23 protein-coding genes are annotated in these 16,118 nt (G+C 37.6%); 20 read left to right on the top strand and 3 right to left on the bottom strand.

The genetic code is table 11. The annotated features are described in order from the left end of the window. Window positions 1–8: 8 nt before the first annotated feature. A complete protein-coding gene (locus OCV88_RS03460; RefSeq protein ID WP_158424214.1) occupies window positions 9–920 on the top strand; it encodes a conjugal transfer protein in 912 nt (303 codons plus the stop codon). A gap of 46 nt (window positions 921–966) precedes the next feature. Here the strand turns inward: OCV88_RS03460 and OCV88_RS03455 are convergent, their stop codons facing one another. Then, a complete protein-coding gene (locus OCV88_RS03455; protein ID WP_077725006.1) occupies window positions 967–1,524 on the bottom strand; it encodes a TetR/AcrR family transcriptional regulator in 558 nt (185 codons plus the stop codon). Between the two features lie 177 nt (window positions 1,525–1,701). Between OCV88_RS03455 and OCV88_RS03450 the strand changes: the two genes are divergently transcribed. Together OCV88_RS03450 and OCV88_RS03445 are read left to right on the top strand one after the other, a co-directional pair. Continuing rightward, entirely contained in the window at window positions 1,702–2,397 is a 696-nt protein-coding gene (locus OCV88_RS03450; protein WP_009905043.1) for a C45 family peptidase, read from the top strand. A 45-nt stretch (window positions 2,398–2,442) separates the two neighbouring features. Then, on the top strand, window positions 2,443–2,667 hold the full coding sequence (locus OCV88_RS03445; protein WP_009905044.1) for a hypothetical protein: 225 nt from the start codon (window positions 2,443–2,445) through the stop codon (window positions 2,665–2,667). Between the two features lie 45 nt (window positions 2,668–2,712). On the opposite strand, the gene OCV88_RS03440 is transcribed toward OCV88_RS03445, so the two are convergent. Then, window positions 2,713–4,005, bottom strand: coding sequence for a sensor histidine kinase (locus OCV88_RS03440; RefSeq protein ID WP_059026949.1), 1,293 nt, complete (start codon window positions 4,003–4,005; stop codon window positions 2,713–2,715). Further along, window positions 3,999–4,685 carry a response regulator transcription factor gene (locus tag OCV88_RS03435; RefSeq protein WP_003431898.1) on the bottom strand — a complete coding sequence of 229 codons (687 nt, stop codon included), beginning with the start codon at window positions 4,683–4,685 and terminating at the stop codon, window positions 3,999–4,001. Before OCV88_RS03435 ends, OCV88_RS03440 begins: the two co-directional genes overlap by 7 nt. Window positions 4,686–4,847: 162 nt before the next feature. Between OCV88_RS03435 and OCV88_RS03430 the strand changes: the two genes are divergently transcribed. From OCV88_RS03430 to frr, 17 genes are all read left to right on the top strand, one after another. Further along, entirely contained in the window at window positions 4,848–5,345 is a 498-nt protein-coding gene (locus OCV88_RS03430; RefSeq protein ID WP_158424213.1) for a chitinase, read from the top strand. A gap of 11 nt (window positions 5,346–5,356) precedes the next feature. After that, the gene (locus tag OCV88_RS03425; RefSeq protein ID WP_077727558.1) at window positions 5,357–6,580 is read left to right on the top strand and encodes an ABC transporter permease; all 1,224 of its coding nucleotides are present in this window, start codon (window positions 5,357–5,359) and stop codon (window positions 6,578–6,580) included. A 3-nt stretch (window positions 6,581–6,583) separates the two neighbouring features. Beyond that, window positions 6,584–8,029: an ABC transporter permease gene (locus OCV88_RS03420; protein WP_005342380.1), complete on the top strand. Its 1,446-nt coding sequence runs from the start codon at window positions 6,584–6,586 to the stop codon at window positions 8,027–8,029. A gap of 13 nt (window positions 8,030–8,042) precedes the next feature. Next, window positions 8,043–8,678: an ABC transporter ATP-binding protein gene (locus OCV88_RS03415; RefSeq protein ID WP_005342381.1), complete on the top strand. Its 636-nt coding sequence runs from the start codon at window positions 8,043–8,045 to the stop codon at window positions 8,676–8,678. Window positions 8,679–8,952: 274 nt separating this feature from the next. Beyond that, complete coding sequence (locus tag OCV88_RS03410) at window positions 8,953–9,393, top strand: RNA polymerase sigma factor (protein WP_003431889.1); 441 nt, start codon at window positions 8,953–8,955, stop codon at window positions 9,391–9,393. Then, a complete protein-coding gene (locus OCV88_RS03405; RefSeq protein ID WP_077727559.1) occupies window positions 9,378–9,608 on the top strand; it encodes a helix-turn-helix domain-containing protein in 231 nt (76 codons plus the stop codon). Before OCV88_RS03410 ends, OCV88_RS03405 begins: the two co-directional genes overlap by 16 nt. 69 nt (window positions 9,609–9,677) lie before the next feature. After that, window positions 9,678–9,902, top strand: a complete 225-nt coding sequence (locus OCV88_RS03400) for a helix-turn-helix transcriptional regulator (protein WP_004613729.1) — start codon at window positions 9,678–9,680, stop codon at window positions 9,900–9,902. Next, the gene (locus OCV88_RS03395; RefSeq protein WP_077727560.1) at window positions 9,899–10,216 is read left to right on the top strand and encodes an ABC transporter permease; all 318 of its coding nucleotides are present in this window, start codon (window positions 9,899–9,901) and stop codon (window positions 10,214–10,216) included. The genes OCV88_RS03400 and OCV88_RS03395 overlap by 4 nt, the downstream gene beginning before the upstream one ends. Before the next feature lie 149 nt (window positions 10,217–10,365). After that, window positions 10,366–10,674 (top strand): hypothetical protein, encoded by a 309-nt coding sequence (locus OCV88_RS03390; protein ID WP_077727561.1) that lies wholly within the window; start codon window positions 10,366–10,368, stop codon window positions 10,672–10,674. 19 nt (window positions 10,675–10,693) lie between these two features. Then, complete coding sequence (locus OCV88_RS03385; RefSeq protein WP_158424212.1) at window positions 10,694–10,906, top strand: hypothetical protein; 213 nt, start codon at window positions 10,694–10,696, stop codon at window positions 10,904–10,906. Between the two features lie 279 nt (window positions 10,907–11,185). Continuing rightward, complete coding sequence (locus tag OCV88_RS03380) at window positions 11,186–11,614, top strand: RNA polymerase sigma factor (protein WP_008787630.1); 429 nt, start codon at window positions 11,186–11,188, stop codon at window positions 11,612–11,614. Next, the gene (locus tag OCV88_RS03375; RefSeq protein WP_025487352.1) at window positions 11,607–11,846 is read left to right on the top strand and encodes a helix-turn-helix domain-containing protein; all 240 of its coding nucleotides are present in this window, start codon (window positions 11,607–11,609) and stop codon (window positions 11,844–11,846) included. Before OCV88_RS03380 ends, OCV88_RS03375 begins: the two co-directional genes overlap by 8 nt. A 376-nt stretch (window positions 11,847–12,222) precedes the next feature. Beyond that, window positions 12,223–12,426 (top strand): excisionase, encoded by a 204-nt coding sequence (locus OCV88_RS03370; protein WP_004613735.1) that lies wholly within the window; start codon window positions 12,223–12,225, stop codon window positions 12,424–12,426. A 78-nt stretch (window positions 12,427–12,504) separates the two neighbouring features. After that, entirely contained in the window at window positions 12,505–13,695 is a 1,191-nt protein-coding gene (locus OCV88_RS03365) for a tyrosine-type recombinase/integrase (RefSeq protein ID WP_077727562.1), read from the top strand. A 282-nt stretch (window positions 13,696–13,977) separates the two neighbouring features. Then, window positions 13,978–14,154, top strand: a complete 177-nt coding sequence (locus OCV88_RS03360; RefSeq protein WP_262590618.1) for a hypothetical protein — start codon at window positions 13,978–13,980, stop codon at window positions 14,152–14,154. Between the two features lie 338 nt (window positions 14,155–14,492). Next, on the top strand, window positions 14,493–15,188 hold the full coding sequence (gene pyrH, locus OCV88_RS03355) for a UMP kinase (RefSeq protein ID WP_158424211.1): 696 nt from the start codon (window positions 14,493–14,495) through the stop codon (window positions 15,186–15,188). Window positions 15,189–15,242: 54 nt separating this feature from the next. Beyond that, the gene (gene frr / locus OCV88_RS03350) at window positions 15,243–15,797 is read left to right on the top strand and encodes a ribosome recycling factor (RefSeq protein WP_158424210.1); all 555 of its coding nucleotides are present in this window, start codon (window positions 15,243–15,245) and stop codon (window positions 15,795–15,797) included. Window positions 15,798–16,118: the final 321 nt, after the last annotated feature.

The raw sequence follows: 16,118 nt of genomic DNA, 5'->3' as shown, positions 1-16,118 counted from the left end.
TGAAAAATATGTTTAAGAAGAATAAGAAACAGACAGAAACTATCAAAGAACTAAAAGAAAGAAAGGTGCGTACTGTCAAGGTAGGCACACATCAGAAAACCGTGATTGCGTTGTGGGTGGTGCTTATCGCAAGCGTGAGTTTTGGGGTGTATAAGAATTTTACGGCTATCGACCAGCACACGACCCATGAAAAAGAAACCATTGAACTTCGCTTGCAGGACACCAACGGGATAGAAAATTTCGTGAAGAATTTTGCGAAGTCCTATTATACATGGAATAACAGTAAAGAAGTTATCGAAGCAAGGACGCAGGCAATCAGAGGTTATCTGACAAAGGAATTGCAGGACTTGAATGTTGATACAATCAGAACAGATATACCGACCAGCTCCATAGTTACAGATGTGATTGTGTGGAGTATCGAACAGTCGGGAACGGACACTTTTTCTGCTACCTACGAAGTAGATCAGCAGATAAAAGAGGGAGAACAGACAAGCAATGTGAAAGCAACCTATACTGTAAAAGTCCATGTAGACGCTGACGGGGATATGGTAATCGTTCAGAACCCTACCCTTGCACCAGCAATCGAAAAATCAGACTATGAGCCTAAAACACCAGAAACAGACGCAAGCGTGGACGCTGATACCGTAAATGACGCTACTGCATTTCTGGAAACATTCTTTAAGCTGTACCCGACAGCCACAGAAAAAGAGCTTGCCTACTATGTAGCTGGAAATGTGCTTGAACCTATCGGCAGGGACTGCCTTTATTCTGAATTGGTAAACCCTATCTTTACAAAGGACGGGGAGAATGTGAAAGTCAAAGTTGCTGTAAAATTCCTTGATAATCAGACAAAGGCGTCGCAGGTATCGCAGTATGAGCTTGTGCTACATAAGGATAGCAACTGGAAGATTGTTGGATAAAAGAAAAAGGCTTGCAGTTCTGTATTGATTTGCAAGCCTAAATATATTATTTATACTTCTGGAAAATCCCGACTAATAAAGTATCTATCGCTTCAGCTAATTCAAATCTAACTTTATCTGAGGCAGAAAAAGCGTTTCCTAATTGCAAAGTTGTATAACCGTGAATTATTCCAGTAAGCATATTTAATATTTCAAGTGTTTTGTCTTTGTTAAGACTGCACGATTGGATAAGAGTAGTTAATAATGAAAGATAGTTGTTAAAAATGGTTGCTGTTTCCTCTGTTCCGTGCCACACAGCCCATTGAATTGTTTCATAAACTCCGGGGTGTTCAATCATATAGTTTAGGTATTCGATAGAAACTAACTTAATTGCTTCTTTCCCCATTTTTCCAACGGCAATTTTCATCATTCTTTCATTCATGTCACGCATACCATTATGAGCAACTTCTAAAAGAAGATTATCTAAACTTTCTATGTGATTATATAAAGATGGTGTACGAATGTTTAATTTTTGAGCAACAGCTTTTAACGAAACGTTATTTAATCCTTTTTCATCTGCTAAGTCTGATGTTGCTTTTATTACTGCTTCTTTAGTGGTTTTCATAGTTATGCACCTCATTCAAAATATCATACAAACACAATTCTAGCTAATTGAATTAGTGTAGTCAATAACACAATTAGAAAATTATGATTATTTATTGACTTTCCTACAAAAACATTTTAAAATACTAATTAGATTAGTTAAATGACTATTTGAAATAGTATTTTGAGGAGTGATTATATGTGTACAAGATTTGTTTACAATGGTATAGATAAAATTGTTGGTTTTAATTTTGATATTGACCTTTCTGTATGGGATCATACTGTAATTACCGAAGAAAATAGATTTTATATTGGTATTAAAATGCCTGACGGTCTGTATCATTCATTTCATGGGATAAATAAAAATGGTAATGTAGGAACACTTCTTTATGTTCATGGTAATGAAAATGCAAGGTATATAGAAAGCGAGGATTGTATTACAATATCTGAATTAACAGAAAAATTCATTAAGGCAGAGATTTCTTTTGATAAAGCCTTGGACATTGTTAAAAAGAAAAAAATTATTTATGCACCAGATGCTACTATGCAAGCTATGCTTTCTGATAAAAAAGGACGAGTTTTAATTATTGAACCCGGAATTGGGTATAGATATGAACAAGAAAATTTTTCACTTATTACAAATTATTCTATTCTAAAACCAGATATAACAAAGCCGTACATTGTTTCTGGGGATACAAGATACGAAGTGGCTAAAGAGTTATTGGCAGGATATGATAAAGATTTTTCAGTAAATGACGCATTTAAAGTATTAAAATCTGTTTCTCAAAAAGACTTGTGGGCAACTAGGGTTTCATTTGTATATTCTACAGAAAAAAATAAAGTTTATTATGTCTTGAACAATGATTTTAGTAATGTATTTGAATTTCAGTTTTAATACTAATGAATTTATAAATTTGCAATTATGATAAGAAAGGTTATTATGATAGGACTAAAAAAGCGAGATATAAAAAAAGCGTTGAAAGCTGGTGCAAAAGCTGGCGGTGTATCATTGGCTGATGTTCGGGCAGATATTGAAGCAACGATTGATGAAGCTATGAATAGCACCGCCCCAGAAGTGCAGGCAAATTTCAAAAAATATTTTGGTAATAAACGCCCTACCCCAGAAGAATATATTTACAAGATTACCAAAAAGACAAAGATTTGAAAAAAGGCTTGCTCCATACATAGTGTATGATCTGCAAGCCTTAATCTATTTCAGAGGAAATTTAACAGTAAAAGTAGCACCTCCACCAGCAGTATCATTGATAATGATAATACCGTTCAGCATTTGGGTTAATTCTTTGGCGATACTTAGTCCCAGTCCAAAATTCGATTTGTTCGTATGGGACTTGTCGCCACTATAAAATCGGTCAAAGATATACTGCTTATCTTCATCAGAAATGCCTTGCCCGTGGTCTACCACAGAAAAAGCAATATTTTTTTCGGTGGCGATTACTTCTATCTCTATTAAAGAATTATTCTTGGAATGTTGAATGGCATTATCCATAAAGACACACAAGATTTGAAATAATCGGTCTTTGTCGGTAAACATAGCAGGATAACTTTCCTCGGATAAATGCAGTTTTAGTTCTAAATTCTGCTTCATGCAGACGGGTTCGTAGGTTTCATATAACGTAATGAGCAAGGTATCTACATTGATTGTGCTTTTATGCAATGTCCATGTTTTAGCGTCGGAAGAAGCCAAAAGCAACATATCTTTGACTAAACGGGATAACCGCATACATTCAAAATCTATGGTCTGTACGGCTTGCTTTGCCTGCTCGTTTAAGGAAACATTATCAAGAAGCATATCCGTGTTGGAAATCATAACAGCAAGTGGAGATTTTAATTCATGGGACGCTGTTGCAACAAAATCTTTTTGGCTTTGCAGTATTCGTTCCGTTGGAGCAAACGACTTTTTCAGCAGATAACGGGTTAGCATGATAACAACGATACAAGCCAAAAGCCAGATAAGAAGATATATTGGCAATGTCTTTTGTAAAATATCCGTCAAACTGGCTGTCTGATAAAGAAAGGTTGCATGATATACGGTATCATTTGCTGTCCTAATTGTAGCAGGAATAACAAAATAAGTATCGTGATGTTTTCCTCTTATTTCCAGAAAACCGCCTTGTGAAGTTGTGTTGCTTTCTGTTTGTGATAATGGCTGTGTAGAAATCTGCTTTTCTACATCATGCAACAGATTGTTCGCAGAAGTTGGAAATGGGAAATCACTCTGATAAATGGTATTCCCTTTTGTATCGCTAATCAAAGAAAAAATATGATAACTTTCTTCGTAGGCTTTGAGTGATTTATCCATATCCGAAGAAGCACTTTCCACTTGATAAATCAGCAAGGTTGTTAATCTCTGAAACAAGGTGCTTTCGTTGATTTTCTCTGTATGAACTGTGTTCGCAACGACAAAGGAAATCACAAGGGTAATAATCAACATAACAGAACTTGCAAACAGAATATGAAGTTTTCGGTATAAATTATTTAACATGTTTCTTTCTCCAGTTTGTACCCTGCACCGTAGACCGTTGTTATTTTACAGGAACTTTTTAATTCTTTTAGGCGTTTTCGCAGAAAAGAAATGTAACTGTCTACATTGCCAGTTTCTACCTCGGAAGAACTGCCCCAGATTTTAAGGATTAGCTGTTCACGGGAAAATAGTGTTTCTGGGTTCTGCATAAATACAAAAGTCAACTCGGTTTCTTTTGAAGTTAATAAAAGAGAATTATTTGGTGTGGATAAGGTTCTGCTGTCTTTATCGAAAGTCAAATCTCCATATTGTAATTTAGACGATAACTGAATATTGGCAGGTCGCCTTGTCAATGCCCGAACCCTTGCAAGCAATTCTTTGATATGAAATGGCTTTACTAAGTAATCATCAGCACCGCCGTCTAAACCCTCCACCCGATTGTCAAGGGTACTCATGGCAGTAATGATAAGGATAGGAATAGATATTCCTTTTCTACGCATAGATTTTATGATTGTTAAGCCGTCAATAATCGGTAGCATACGGTCTACAATGGCGAGGTCATAAGCATAGTCTGTATTTAAAGCGTACAGCATAGCGGTTTCCCCGTCATTGCAACAATCAACCATATAGTTTTCTTTTTCGAGAGAAATTTTTATATTTTTACATAACTCTAAATCATCTTCCAGAAGAAGTATTTTCATAATGTATCAATCCTTTTCTATATAAATTATAGACAGTATAACAGAAAAGTCTGTAAAAATCCTCTAAAAAATGATGATGATTTTCTTACTTTTTTACAGGATTTTTAGAATGGTTTGCTTTTACAATAGGGGCATATCGAACAAGAAAGGTGGAATACAAAAATGAAAAAAACAAACATCAGTAAATTTGTAGCAGTTGGATTATGTATCTGTGCATTGACGGGGTGTGGTGCAAGTCCAGATGAGAAACCAGATACGTCTAATCCTATTGTCAATTCTAATACGAATGAAGAAAATGCAAATGGTTCTTCAGAAAATAAAGGAAACGACATATTAGAGTCTGCTAATTTGATAGGAAGTGTTTTGGAATTTACAGACAATGGTTGTTCCGTAAGTCAAGCAAAAGAAATTGAGGGGGGAGCTGGAATAAAATCGGAAGCGGCGGGATTGGAAAATAAAGACAATGCTGTTTCTGTAACTTATAACCAAGATTGTGAATTTGTTGTTGCGACACTAAATAAACAGTTGGGTTCTGTTACGAATATAACAACGGGGTCTATATCTGATGTAAAGAAACAATCAAATGTATATCTCTATGGAGAATTTGCAGACACAAATCATTTCAATGCAACAAAGGTTGTCATAGCCCGTTGGGAATAGAGGTGTGAAGTATGAAGTTTTATCAACTTGGTTTTCGCTATTTACAGCGAAAAAAAGGAAAAACCATTCTTCTGTTGATTGTTTTGATACTTGTAAACAGTATGATTTTAGGTACAAGCATGATTTTAAGGACTACAAATGAGTCCAAACAAGCCATGCAGGAAAAGACAAACTCTAAGATTGTGGCTGAAATTACAAGTAAGGACAGCAAGATAACCGAGAATGAAGTAAACAAGATTGAAACGCTGGAAGATGTTTCGTCTATCAACCGTATCGGCAGACAAGAGGTATTTCCGAATAATTTTGCTCCCGTTACGCTCAATACTTCTACGAATGAGGAAAATTTGAAAATAGCGTTGTTCTCCTATGATGATTTGGAAAAAGACAGTCCTTTTTCAGAAATGCAGTACCGCTTAGCTTCTGGCGATTATATCAAACATGAGAAAAAAGGTGCTGTTATCAATGCGAACCTTGCAAATCAAAATGAGCTAAAAGTTGGAGATACGATTGAATTAAGTACAGAAAACGGAACAAAAGTATCTGTTCAAATTATTGGAATTTTCATGTCCGCAGGAAATGTGGAAAAAGACCAGCCAACAGAAACTACCGCAGTCAATCGAATAGAAAATCAAGTCTTTATTGACAACAGCACTTATAAAGAATTGTTCAAAGAAGCTGAATTTGAAAAACTCTGCGTTTATTCAAAAAGACCAGAAAAATTAGATGTGCTGGAAACCAGCTTGCAAAAAATATTCGGAAATGATGTAGAACTTAGCACTTCCGATACCCTTTATCAACAGATGTCTGCTCCATTAGAGCAAATCAGTAAGGTGGCAAATCTTATGCTGGTACTTACATTGGTAACTGGTACTGTTGTTGTTTCCCTGCTGTTATGTATGTGGATGCGGACAAGGCAAAAAGAGGTGGCAATCTTTATGAGCCTCGGCAAGACAAAAAGTGAAATTTTCCTGCAAACTTTCTTAGAAGCAGGCAGTGTATTTACACTTTCGGTTTTAGGAGCAACAGCCATTGGTAAATTGTTCTCGGGCGTTTTGCAAAACGTCATTACCGGTTCAGAAACAGTAACAGAAAATCTGAAAGTGGTTTTGCAGATACAAGATATTGGAATGTTGTTCCTTTTAGGCGGTGCAGTTATTTTGGTGGCATTGTGCTGTTCCATTCTTCCGATATTACGAGCAAACCCAAAAGATATATTAGCAAAAATGGAGGGATAGTACATGAATTTTTTTGGATTGGCAAGGCGTTCTGTGTTCAGAAAGCCCGTAAAAAGTATTCTCTTATTGTTGATTGTTTTTGCAATCAGTACCTTGCTTCTTGCAGGTGTGGCGAGCAAAAATGCCAGTATTGAGGTGCAGGACAAAACCAGACAAGCCATAGGTGCAGGCTTTCTTTTAGAAAGAAATGCAGAGTACCGAACAAAGCGAGTTCGTGAATACTCAGAAAAGATTGGTAATGATAAGGAAGGTAGTTTTGGTGGCTACCATCAGGAAAAAGAGATTATCAATGGTGTGGAGACTTGGACAGGCTGGACAACAAATGAATTTGAAAGCTTAGATATAAAAGACATTGAGAAATTGGCAAAAGCAAAAGGAATTGCTGATTACAATATTACAACAGTAACAACTCCCGTAAACCCTGTAAATTTCAAAAGGATTGAAGATAAAGATGTAGACCAGAATGCAGATGTTGGCGGTGTAAGTTTAATTGGAAACAAAGATATGAAACTAGACAGAAATGTTTTATCTGGAAACCTGCATATCAAAGAGGGACGAATGATAACCCCAGAGGATAAAGATATGTGTGTCATTTCAGAGGAACTGGCAAAGCAAAATAATCTGAAAATCGGCGATAAGATTTCTTTTAATGATTACCACGATACTGAAAATTCAAAGGTATCAGAAGCTGAGATTGTTGGAATTTATCAAGTGGATCAAAAGATGTCCCCACTTATGCAGGGAGATACTTACCGTTCGGAAAATGTAATATTTACAGATTTGAGATTTCCAGAAAAGGCAGAGGGTGAAACAAGTCCATTATATGAAAGAGCCTATTTCAAAGTGGAAGATGTGGAAGCTTACGACGAAGTAAAAGAAAATCTGCAAAAAGTAGACATCAATTGGGAGCAATATGATTTGATTGACAATAACGGAAATTCCGAAACCATGTCCTCAAACTTCAATGATTTAGCAAAAGTAAGCGAAATGATGATATTGGTAATCTCTGTTGCAAGTTTTGTTATCCTTGTTTTAGTATTTCTTTTCTGGTTGAAAAATCGGGTGCAGGAAGTCGGTATTTTCTTATCTCTCGGTGTTCCGAAATTTAGAATTATCGGACAAATTTGGAGCGAAGCGATTATGATTGCTGTTCTTTCCCTTATGTTATCCTTTGCTGTCGCTCCTGCCGTTTCCAAAGCAACTGCAAATTATCTGGTATCACAGCAGGTTCAGCAAATGCAGGAGGAAGAAAAGAATAATGAGGGAAAAGTATCCACAGAATACGTTGCACCAAAGCAGGACGTGCAGAGTATCAGCGTAGAGGTTACACCAGAAATGTATCTACTGGACGGTGTAAGTGTTCTTGTGTTGATAACGGCTTCCGTTCTGGTATCTGGAATTGTAATACTAAAGAGAAACCCGAAAGATATTTTATCGGAAATGAGTTAGGAGGACGACGAAAATGTTAGAAGTAAAGAATGTAAGCTATGCTTACAAAACAAAAAAAGATAAAACCATTTTGAATAATGTATCTGCTACTTTCGAGGAGGGTATCTTCTATACCATTGTCGGTCCGAGTGGTGCAGGAAAAACAACACTCTTATCGTTGTTAGCAGGCTTAGACACAGCGGTAAAAGGGACTGTACTTTGCAATGGCGAGGACATTACAAAAAAAGGGCTGAATTACCACAGAAAGCATAATATCTCATTGGTATTTCAAAATTATAATCTGATTGATTATTTGACAACGGTTGAAAATGTCAAATTAGGTGGTAGTGGAAATGCTGAAAAATTATTGGAAGAAGTCGGCATTGGAAAAGAATACTGGCAGAGAAATGTATTGCAACTATCTGGTGGACAACAACAGCGTGTGGCGATTGCAAGAGCTTTAGCCAGCGACGCTCATGTACTTTTGGCAGATGAACCGACGGGAAATCTTGATGAAACTACCGCTGATGAAATCATTGCTTTGCTGAAAAAGACTGCACATGAATTAGGAAAATGTGTTGTTGTCGTTACACATAGTAAGCATTTGGCAGAAGAAGCCGACGAAATCTTAGAAATTAAAAACGGTGCAATTTCTTTTCTGTCTGAATAAACAAGAATAGTGCCGTAAAGGAGCTGTCATTATGGAATATTTTAGATATACCTCGACACAATCAATTTGACCCTAACGGCATTTTTATAAGAACTAAATACAATACAGTTTCAAAGGCTCGTACAGACTATATGTTTTGTGCGGGCTTTTTTCATGCCAGAAAAAAATTTTTTAAGTTTTTTTTGATTTTGGTTACGCTGTACCCCACTTTCAACGCGGTATATATGAAAAGGGGCAGACACCTCTTTTCGACTAGCGAAAGGAGGTGAGGAAAATGAAACCGTCAGAACTACAAGAAAAAACCTGTCATCAATTCGATTGTGCTATTAAAACAGTTATACGTCATAGAGCGATTGACTTCTATCGAGCGATACGTCGTTCAGAGAAAAAAGAAATGCCATTCGCCGAAATTATGGACGACCTCTTAAATTCCATAGGTACAGAAGATACATATTCTACGGATTATGTTGCAGTATTTGAAGTCTGTGGAGAAAAAGTATCAATCGAAGATGAACAACTGGCTCGTGCATTGAAAGCTATTGAAGAACGAAAGCGTAATATCGTTTTACAGTATTTTTTCATTGGGGACACGGACACTTACATTGGGAAAATGCTTGACTGTTCCAGAGCGAATGTAACGAAGTGCAGAATACAAGCACTAGACAAGTTAAAGCAACTGATTGAGGAGGAAAAAGAAAAATGCCAAAAGAGCTGACACCGACTTTCACGGTTATTTCCAAAGCCTGCGACGGCGACGAAACAGCAATTTCAAAAATCTTGGAATTTTATGACCCATATATCAATCAATGCTGTATGCGTCCGTTTTACGACGATAACAACAACTTACGTCTTGCGGTAGATTTGGAAATGAAAGGTTTTATCAAAGAAGCGATTCAGTACAGATTTACACGCTTTTTCTATATGGCATAATCATAAATTCCACACAAAAAGTAAGAAATATGTTATAATAAGCTGAAATTAAAATAAGGCGGTGGCTAAATGGCAAAGCAAAAGTATTCTTTTGACAGCAAGATACATATTTATAGAGCTACAAAACGAATGAGCCAGCAGGAACTCGCTGACCTTGTTGGAGTATCTCGGCAAACGATAATACAGCTTGAAAGAAACCGATACAATCCGTCCATGTTGTTAGCATATAGTATTGCGAAAGTATTTGATGTAGCGATTGAAGATTTATTTGACTTTGAGGAGGCAGAAAAATGATAGAATTGTTTGAGTCAATTATCAATAATAAAACAATACTTGTAATAGGAACATATTACTGCATACCTATTACCATTGCTGTAATTGTATTATTCTTTTTGAAAACATCACGAGATGAAAGAGGACGAGCAATTATCGGAAAAGCGAGTATTATATCTACGATTGTGTTTATTATTCTCGTCAATGTTTTTGCAAAACTTTCTATGCGGACACCTATGGATTTTTATAGTATGGCTAACGGTGTACAATGGATATATAATATTGTATTAACGATACAAGTTGTCGCAATTTTGATATATAAGAAAATTGAGTAAAGAATATTATATCGTGCTTGTTTCCCGTACAAAAAAAACAAGCATGATTTTTTTACAACAAATAGTAAGAAATACTTTACATTCTGATTGAAAAAAATTATAATGAAAGAGGGAGATAACTTCCGACAATTTTGAAAGGAGTTGCGATTATGGCAGACAAACATTTAGCAAAAAATTATTTTTCAAGCGAAAGAAAAGACATGAAGTTTCTAAAAGGCTTTACTTTAGTTGCGTTACTTCCTTTTTGGGCTGGATATGCTTTTGCCCTTTATAATGGTAATAGTAACAATTTGTCAAATTACTCTTTATTGATTTTAGCATTTTCATTGATGAATTTTAATGCTATATGCGGAGTAGAAAAAATAGAAAACAAAGTCTTGAATTTGATTGCTAAGCTGGACGGTGTTCTGTTCTTCATTTGGGTATTTGTAACTATTATTCAATTACTTATAAAATAAAAGGGAAAGGTGTTGTATTATGGCTATCTTAAAAAAACGAGATATTAAAAAAGCATTGAAAGCTGGTGCAAAAGCTGGCGGTGTATCATTGGCTGATGTTGAAGCGACGATTGATGAAGCTATGAACAGCACCGACCCAGAAGTGCAGGCAAATTTCAGAAAGTATTTTGGAAATAAACGCCCTACTCCAGAAGAATATATTTACAAGATTACAAAAAAGACAAAAGTTTAATAGAAATCAAGTGCTGTAAGGGGGCTTGTATTATGGAAAGTTTTAAGCATAATCTTATACGGTCATACACTACCTAACAGCATTTTATCAACAACTGAATATCTCACAGCTTTAATAGCTCGTACAGACTATATGTTTTGTGCGGGCTTTTTTTGTACCCGAAAAAATTTTTTCACTTTTTTTCAAATTCATGCAACAAATCACACCTTGCTGTACAGATATGGTGCGGAAAGAGGGATAAACACTTTTCACGTCATAACGGAAAGGGGGTGTGATGATATGAAACCGTCGGACTTCCAAAAGACAATACAATGTCAATTTGACTGCAAGCTCAAACGTGTAGTAAAAGGCATTGTCCGTAATTATCGCAAAGAATTAAAGCGACGAAGAAATAAGGAAATTTCCTATTGTGAACTTCCAGAAATCGTCGTGGAAAAGCTGGCAGTCTGGGACGAATACGAAAGCGATTATACCGCCTTTGATGTATGTGGTATTGAGGTTCGTGTCCTTGATGATGATTTAGCAGAAGCGATTAAGTATCTGTCTGAAAAGGATAGAGAAATCTTGTTGATGTATTTCTTCTTAGGCATGAGTGATACTGAAATCGGCGACAGATTAAAAATTAACCGTTCAACGTCGTTCCGCAGTAGGAAGAACTCACTTGAAGAAATCAAGAAAAAATTAAAGGAGAACATGAATGATGAATAACACACGCCCGTCATTTTATCTTATTTCGTCGGCTGTGGACGGCAACGTAAATGCGATTGAAAAGATACTGGCATTGTATGACCCGTACATATCGAAATGTTGTTTGCGTCCGTTCTACGACAAATATGGTAATGTCTGCATAGTCGTAGACATGGAATTAAAAGGACGTATCAGAGAAGCACTTATTAAAATGATTTTGGACTTTGATATTCCTTTAGAAACCGAAGAATAACAAGCAGTAACCGCAGAGCATGATTTGTTCAATCCCCCCTCTTTCCTGCTCTGCACCTGCTTTTACATGAAAGCAACACGCTTTCGCCACAGTTCTTTGACAACTGAATAAAGCAGACAGATACGTTTGTGAGATAGCGAGCCACGGGGACTGTACGCCACGACCTTTTCAAAAGAAAGCGAGCGACCCACGCAGTGATCCGAGAGCGACTGTTGGAAAAGTCGTTTTGCCACGACCTATCCTCACAGAATAATGATACGTCCGCATGGTGCGGTTCTGCCCACAAGAATGGGAATAGTTGAGATACTAACGGAGCTTTCCAAAGCCGTCTGTCTGCTTGTAAAAAATGACACACAGTAAAGGGGGTGCATAGATTATGAACAATACTGATGTGCCTATCTGGGAAAAATATACGCTGACGATTGAAGAAGCGTCTAAATACTTCCGCATTGGCGAAAAGAAATTGCGTAAATTAGCCGAAGAAAACATTGACGCTGGCTGGGTTATCGTGAATGGTAACCGTATTCAGATTAAGCGAAAACAATTTGAAAAAATCATAGATACATTGGACGAAATCTAATGTCATTGAGCCGTAGATATGGTATAATAAAGTATAGCGTATCACGGCTCATTCCATGACGGAAAGGAGCTTTACACTATGTCTAATGTGAAACGAAAAGACAGTAAAAATCGCAATTTGCGTAATGGAGAGAGCCAGCGAAAAGACGGAAGATACGTTTATAAATATACCGATATATACGGAAAGCCACAATTTATCTATTCTTGGAAACTTGTACCGACAGACAAGACACCTGCTGGAAAACGTGATGATATTTCATTGAGGGAAAAAGAAGCACAGATTAAAAAAGACCTTAACGACGGTATCGACACAGCAGGCGGTAAAATGACAGTCTGCCAGCTCTACGACAAGAAGAACAGCCAAAGAAAGAACATCAAGAGGGCTACTGAAAAAGGACGACAGTATCTTATGAACGCTCTGAAAAATGACCCATTAGGTATGAGGGCGATTGATACTGTGAAGCAGTCGGACGCTAAAGAATGGGCTATCAGAATGAGCGAAAAAGGATATGCCTATAAAACGATTGATAACTACAAGCGTTCCTTGAAAGCGTCATTTTACATGGCGATACAAGACGACTGTATCAGAAAGAACCCGTTTGAATTTAAGCTGAGTGATGTTCTGGAAGATGATACAGAGCAGAAAGTTATCCTTACACCAGAGCAGGAAGAACGCCTGCTTGCCTTTATGGAAACGGACAAGATTTACAGTAAGTATTATGATGAGGTTGTGCTTCTGCTGGAAACGGGACTTCGTATTTCTGAATTTTGCGGACTGACGACGCATATTGATATGCAGAACAGAATACTCAATATAGACCACCAGTTATTGAAAGATAGCGAAATGGGCTACTATATTGAAACGCCAAAGACCAAAAACGGAAAACGGGAACTTCCATTGACAGAACGGGCTTATCAAGCAATCCAAAGAATACTAAAGAACAGAGGAAAGGCACAACCGTTGATTGTAGGTGGTTACAGCAATTTCCTATTCTTAAACCGTGAGGGCTTGCCTAAAGTTGCAGGAAACTATGAGGGCATGGTGCGAGGGCTGATTAAGAAGTATAACAAGTATCACACGGACAAGTTACCGAACATCACACCACATTCATTCCGACATACTTATTGTACGAATATGGCAAACAGAGGAATGAACCCAAATACTCTGCAATATCTCATGGGACACGCTAACATAACCATGACACTTGGCTATTACGCACACGGCACATTTCAATCTGCAAAAGCAGAACTGGAAAGACTGGCTTGTTAATATCGGAGCTTATATTTACTACTCATTTACTACTTTTGGTTGCATTTTCATGCTGGTAAATGCCAGCTTATGCAAGGTATCTTCCAAAAAGAAAATACCGATAAAGCCCGAAAATACGGGATATATCGGCATTTACCAACTTATGAAAAGATAATCAGAAATTTAGTAAGTTTTTATATTAAAAAGAATCCTGCCATGGCAGGGTTTCCCGCCACTTGCCTGCATTGGCATTTAATGATATGGTAGTAGACAGATATCCTCCGGGAAAGGAGTTATGAAAGAATGAAGAAAAAACAAATGTGCTGGCATGGAATTTTTACAATGCTGGCATTGGTTTGTTTGGTTGCAGCACTGCTTCCCTTTGCGGGAATATTGATAATGAAAATACTTATTGCAGCGGCAGTGGTCTGTATTATCTTATGCATTTACACCGGACATAAAATGTTAAAAACAAAATGAAAAAAATAATTCAAATTTACAAAAAAATATAATACGGAATTGGGAAAATATGATATAATATCGGGAGATATTATATCTGCGCATCTGTTTTTTGCGGACCCGCAAAAATACAGGCGCTAAAATCCGCCGGAGGCATCATAACCGTGACCTTCGGGAGCGGATATGATATAATATCGAAAGATATTATATCTGCGCATCTGTTTTTTGCGGACCCGCAAAAATACAGGCGCTAAAATCCGCCGGAGGCATCATAACCGTGACCTTCGGGAGCGGATATGATATAATATCGGGAGATATTATATCTGATTAGGAGGCGTAGTACGCCGGGAAGGGGATTTATGAGCAGAGTATTGCTGAAATTAAGCGGCGAAGCGCTTGCTGGTGATAAAAAGACCGGATTTGATGAACCTATTGTGACTGCAGTTGCAAAACAGGTAAAGCAGCTGGTGGATGACGGTGTGGAAGTTGGAATTGTAATTGGCGGCGGGAATTTCTGGAGAGGACGGACAAGCGAAACCATTGACCGGACAAAGGCAGATCAGATCGGGATGCTTGCCACAGTTATGAACTGTATTTATGTATCCGAGATTTTCCGTTCTGTGGGAATGAAGACGTCTGTGCTGACGCCTTTTGCCTGTGGGTCATTTACGGATTTGTTTTCTAAGGATACGGCAAATCGGAATTTTGCCCACGGAAAGGTTGTATTTTTTGCAGGGGGGACAGGCCATCCGTATTTTTCAACGGATACGGCAACGGTTCTGCGGGCTGTTGAAATTGAAGCGGAATGCATCCTGCTGGCAAAAGCCATTGATGGAGTGTATGACAGCGATCCAAAGACCAATCCCAAGGCTGTAAAATATGAAGAAGTGACTATTCAGGAAGTTATTGACAAACAGCTTGCAGTTGTGGATATGACGGCTTCTATTTTATGTATGGAGAATAAAATGCCTATGCTGGTGTTTGGTCTGAATGAGGAAAACAGCATTGTAAAGGCAATGAAAGGCGAAATTAACGGTACAAGAGTAACCGTGTAAAGCCAGGTATAGAGTACCTGTGATAGATTATAATAAACTGGAGGTTTTTAAAATATGAATGAAAGAATTCAGCCATTTGATACAAAAATGCAGAAATCCTATAACAATCTGATTGAGGAGTTTGGCTCTATCCGGGCAGGCCGTGCGAACCCACACGTGCTGGATCAGATTAAAGTAGACTATTATGGAGCACCTACACCATTACAGTCTGTGGCAAATGTGTCTGTTCCGGAACCACGTATGATTATGATTCAGCCCTGGGAAGCTCCTATGGTAAAAGAGATTGAGAAGGCTATTATGGTTTCTGATCTGGGGATTAATCCTACCAATGACGGAAAATGCATCCGTCTGGTATTCCCGGAGCTTACGGAAGAGAGAAGAAAAGATCTTGCAAAGGATGTTAAGAAAAAAGGCGAAAGTGCAAAGGTGGCTGTCCGGAATATTCGTCGTGATGCCAATGACACTATGAAAAAGCTTGGCAAAAGCAGTGATGTATCTGAGGATGAAGTGAAAGATCTGGAAACCCAGATTCAGAAGCTTACAGATAAATATATTTCTGAGATTGATAAGGCAGTGGAAGAAAAGACGAAAGAAATCATGACTGTTTAATATTTTGGGGGACATGAGCGATTGCTATGTCCTCTTTTTGCTCTATAGGAAATACTGTGTTGTAATAAAGCCGAAAAGTGCTGATTCCTATAGAGCAAAAAAGACGCTCCGCTGTGGCAGGATTCTAATTTGCTCTATAGGCAATACTGTGTTGTGCAAAAGCTGAAAAGTGCTGATTCCTATAGAGCAAAAAAGACGCTCCGCTGTGGACCGCACTGCGGCAGAGTGGAATCATGTTGCTCACGCAACCCTCTGCAGGCGGAGAATCCTGCTGTGGCAGGATTCTAATTTGCTCTATAGGAAATACTGTGTTGTGCAAAA

Origin of the sequence: Brotonthovivens ammoniilytica (genome assembly GCF_025566885.1) — a bacterium.
Classification (GTDB): Bacteria; Bacillota; Clostridia; order Lachnospirales; family Lachnospiraceae; genus Brotonthovivens; species Brotonthovivens ammoniilytica.
This window is presented reverse-complemented; position numbering and strand designations above follow the sequence as displayed.

Bases quoted from the DNA above. Each gene is read 5' to 3' on its own strand.
- OCV88_RS03445 (WP_009905044.1), top strand. From the start codon at position 2,443: ATGATAGGACTAAAAAAGCGAGATATAAAAAAAGCGTTGAAAGCTGGT.
- OCV88_RS03365 (WP_077727562.1), top strand. From the start codon at position 12,505: ATGTCTAATGTGAAACGAAAAGACAGTAAAAATCGCAATTTGCGTAAT.
- OCV88_RS03415 (WP_005342381.1), top strand. From the start codon at position 8,043: ATGTTAGAAGTAAAGAATGTAAGCTATGCTTACAAAACAAAAAAAGAT.
- OCV88_RS03410 (WP_003431889.1), top strand. From the start codon at position 8,953: ATGAAACCGTCAGAACTACAAGAAAAAACCTGTCATCAATTCGATTGT.
- OCV88_RS03460 (WP_158424214.1), top strand. From the start codon at position 9: ATGTTTAAGAAGAATAAGAAACAGACAGAAACTATCAAAGAACTAAAA.
- OCV88_RS03390 (WP_077727561.1), top strand. From the start codon at position 10,366: ATGGCAGACAAACATTTAGCAAAAAATTATTTTTCAAGCGAAAGAAAA.
- OCV88_RS03430 (WP_158424213.1), top strand. From the start codon at position 4,848: ATGAAAAAAACAAACATCAGTAAATTTGTAGCAGTTGGATTATGTATC.
- frr (WP_158424210.1), top strand. From the start codon at position 15,243: ATGAATGAAAGAATTCAGCCATTTGATACAAAAATGCAGAAATCCTAT.
- OCV88_RS03360 (WP_262590618.1), top strand. From the start codon at position 13,978: ATGAAGAAAAAACAAATGTGCTGGCATGGAATTTTTACAATGCTGGCA.
- OCV88_RS03400 (WP_004613729.1), top strand. From the start codon at position 9,678: ATGGCAAAGCAAAAGTATTCTTTTGACAGCAAGATACATATTTATAGA.
- OCV88_RS03375 (WP_025487352.1), top strand. From the start codon at position 11,607: ATGAATAACACACGCCCGTCATTTTATCTTATTTCGTCGGCTGTGGAC.
- OCV88_RS03420 (WP_005342380.1), top strand. From the start codon at position 6,584: ATGAATTTTTTTGGATTGGCAAGGCGTTCTGTGTTCAGAAAGCCCGTA.
- OCV88_RS03450 (WP_009905043.1), top strand. From the start codon at position 1,702: ATGTGTACAAGATTTGTTTACAATGGTATAGATAAAATTGTTGGTTTT.
- OCV88_RS03425 (WP_077727558.1), top strand. From the start codon at position 5,357: ATGAAGTTTTATCAACTTGGTTTTCGCTATTTACAGCGAAAAAAAGGA.
- OCV88_RS03370 (WP_004613735.1), top strand. From the start codon at position 12,223: ATGAACAATACTGATGTGCCTATCTGGGAAAAATATACGCTGACGATT.
- OCV88_RS03440 (WP_059026949.1), bottom strand. From the start codon at position 4,005: ATGTTAAATAATTTATACCGAAAACTTCATATTCTGTTTGCAAGTTCT.
- OCV88_RS03405 (WP_077727559.1), top strand. From the start codon at position 9,378: ATGCCAAAAGAGCTGACACCGACTTTCACGGTTATTTCCAAAGCCTGC.
- OCV88_RS03395 (WP_077727560.1), top strand. From the start codon at position 9,899: ATGATAGAATTGTTTGAGTCAATTATCAATAATAAAACAATACTTGTA.
- OCV88_RS03385 (WP_158424212.1), top strand. From the start codon at position 10,694: ATGGCTATCTTAAAAAAACGAGATATTAAAAAAGCATTGAAAGCTGGT.
- OCV88_RS03455 (WP_077725006.1), bottom strand. From the start codon at position 1,524: ATGAAAACCACTAAAGAAGCAGTAATAAAAGCAACATCAGACTTAGCA.
- OCV88_RS03380 (WP_008787630.1), top strand. From the start codon at position 11,186: ATGAAACCGTCGGACTTCCAAAAGACAATACAATGTCAATTTGACTGC.
- pyrH (WP_158424211.1), top strand. From the start codon at position 14,493: ATGAGCAGAGTATTGCTGAAATTAAGCGGCGAAGCGCTTGCTGGTGAT.
- OCV88_RS03435 (WP_003431898.1), bottom strand. From the start codon at position 4,685: ATGAAAATACTTCTTCTGGAAGATGATTTAGAGTTATGTAAAAATATA.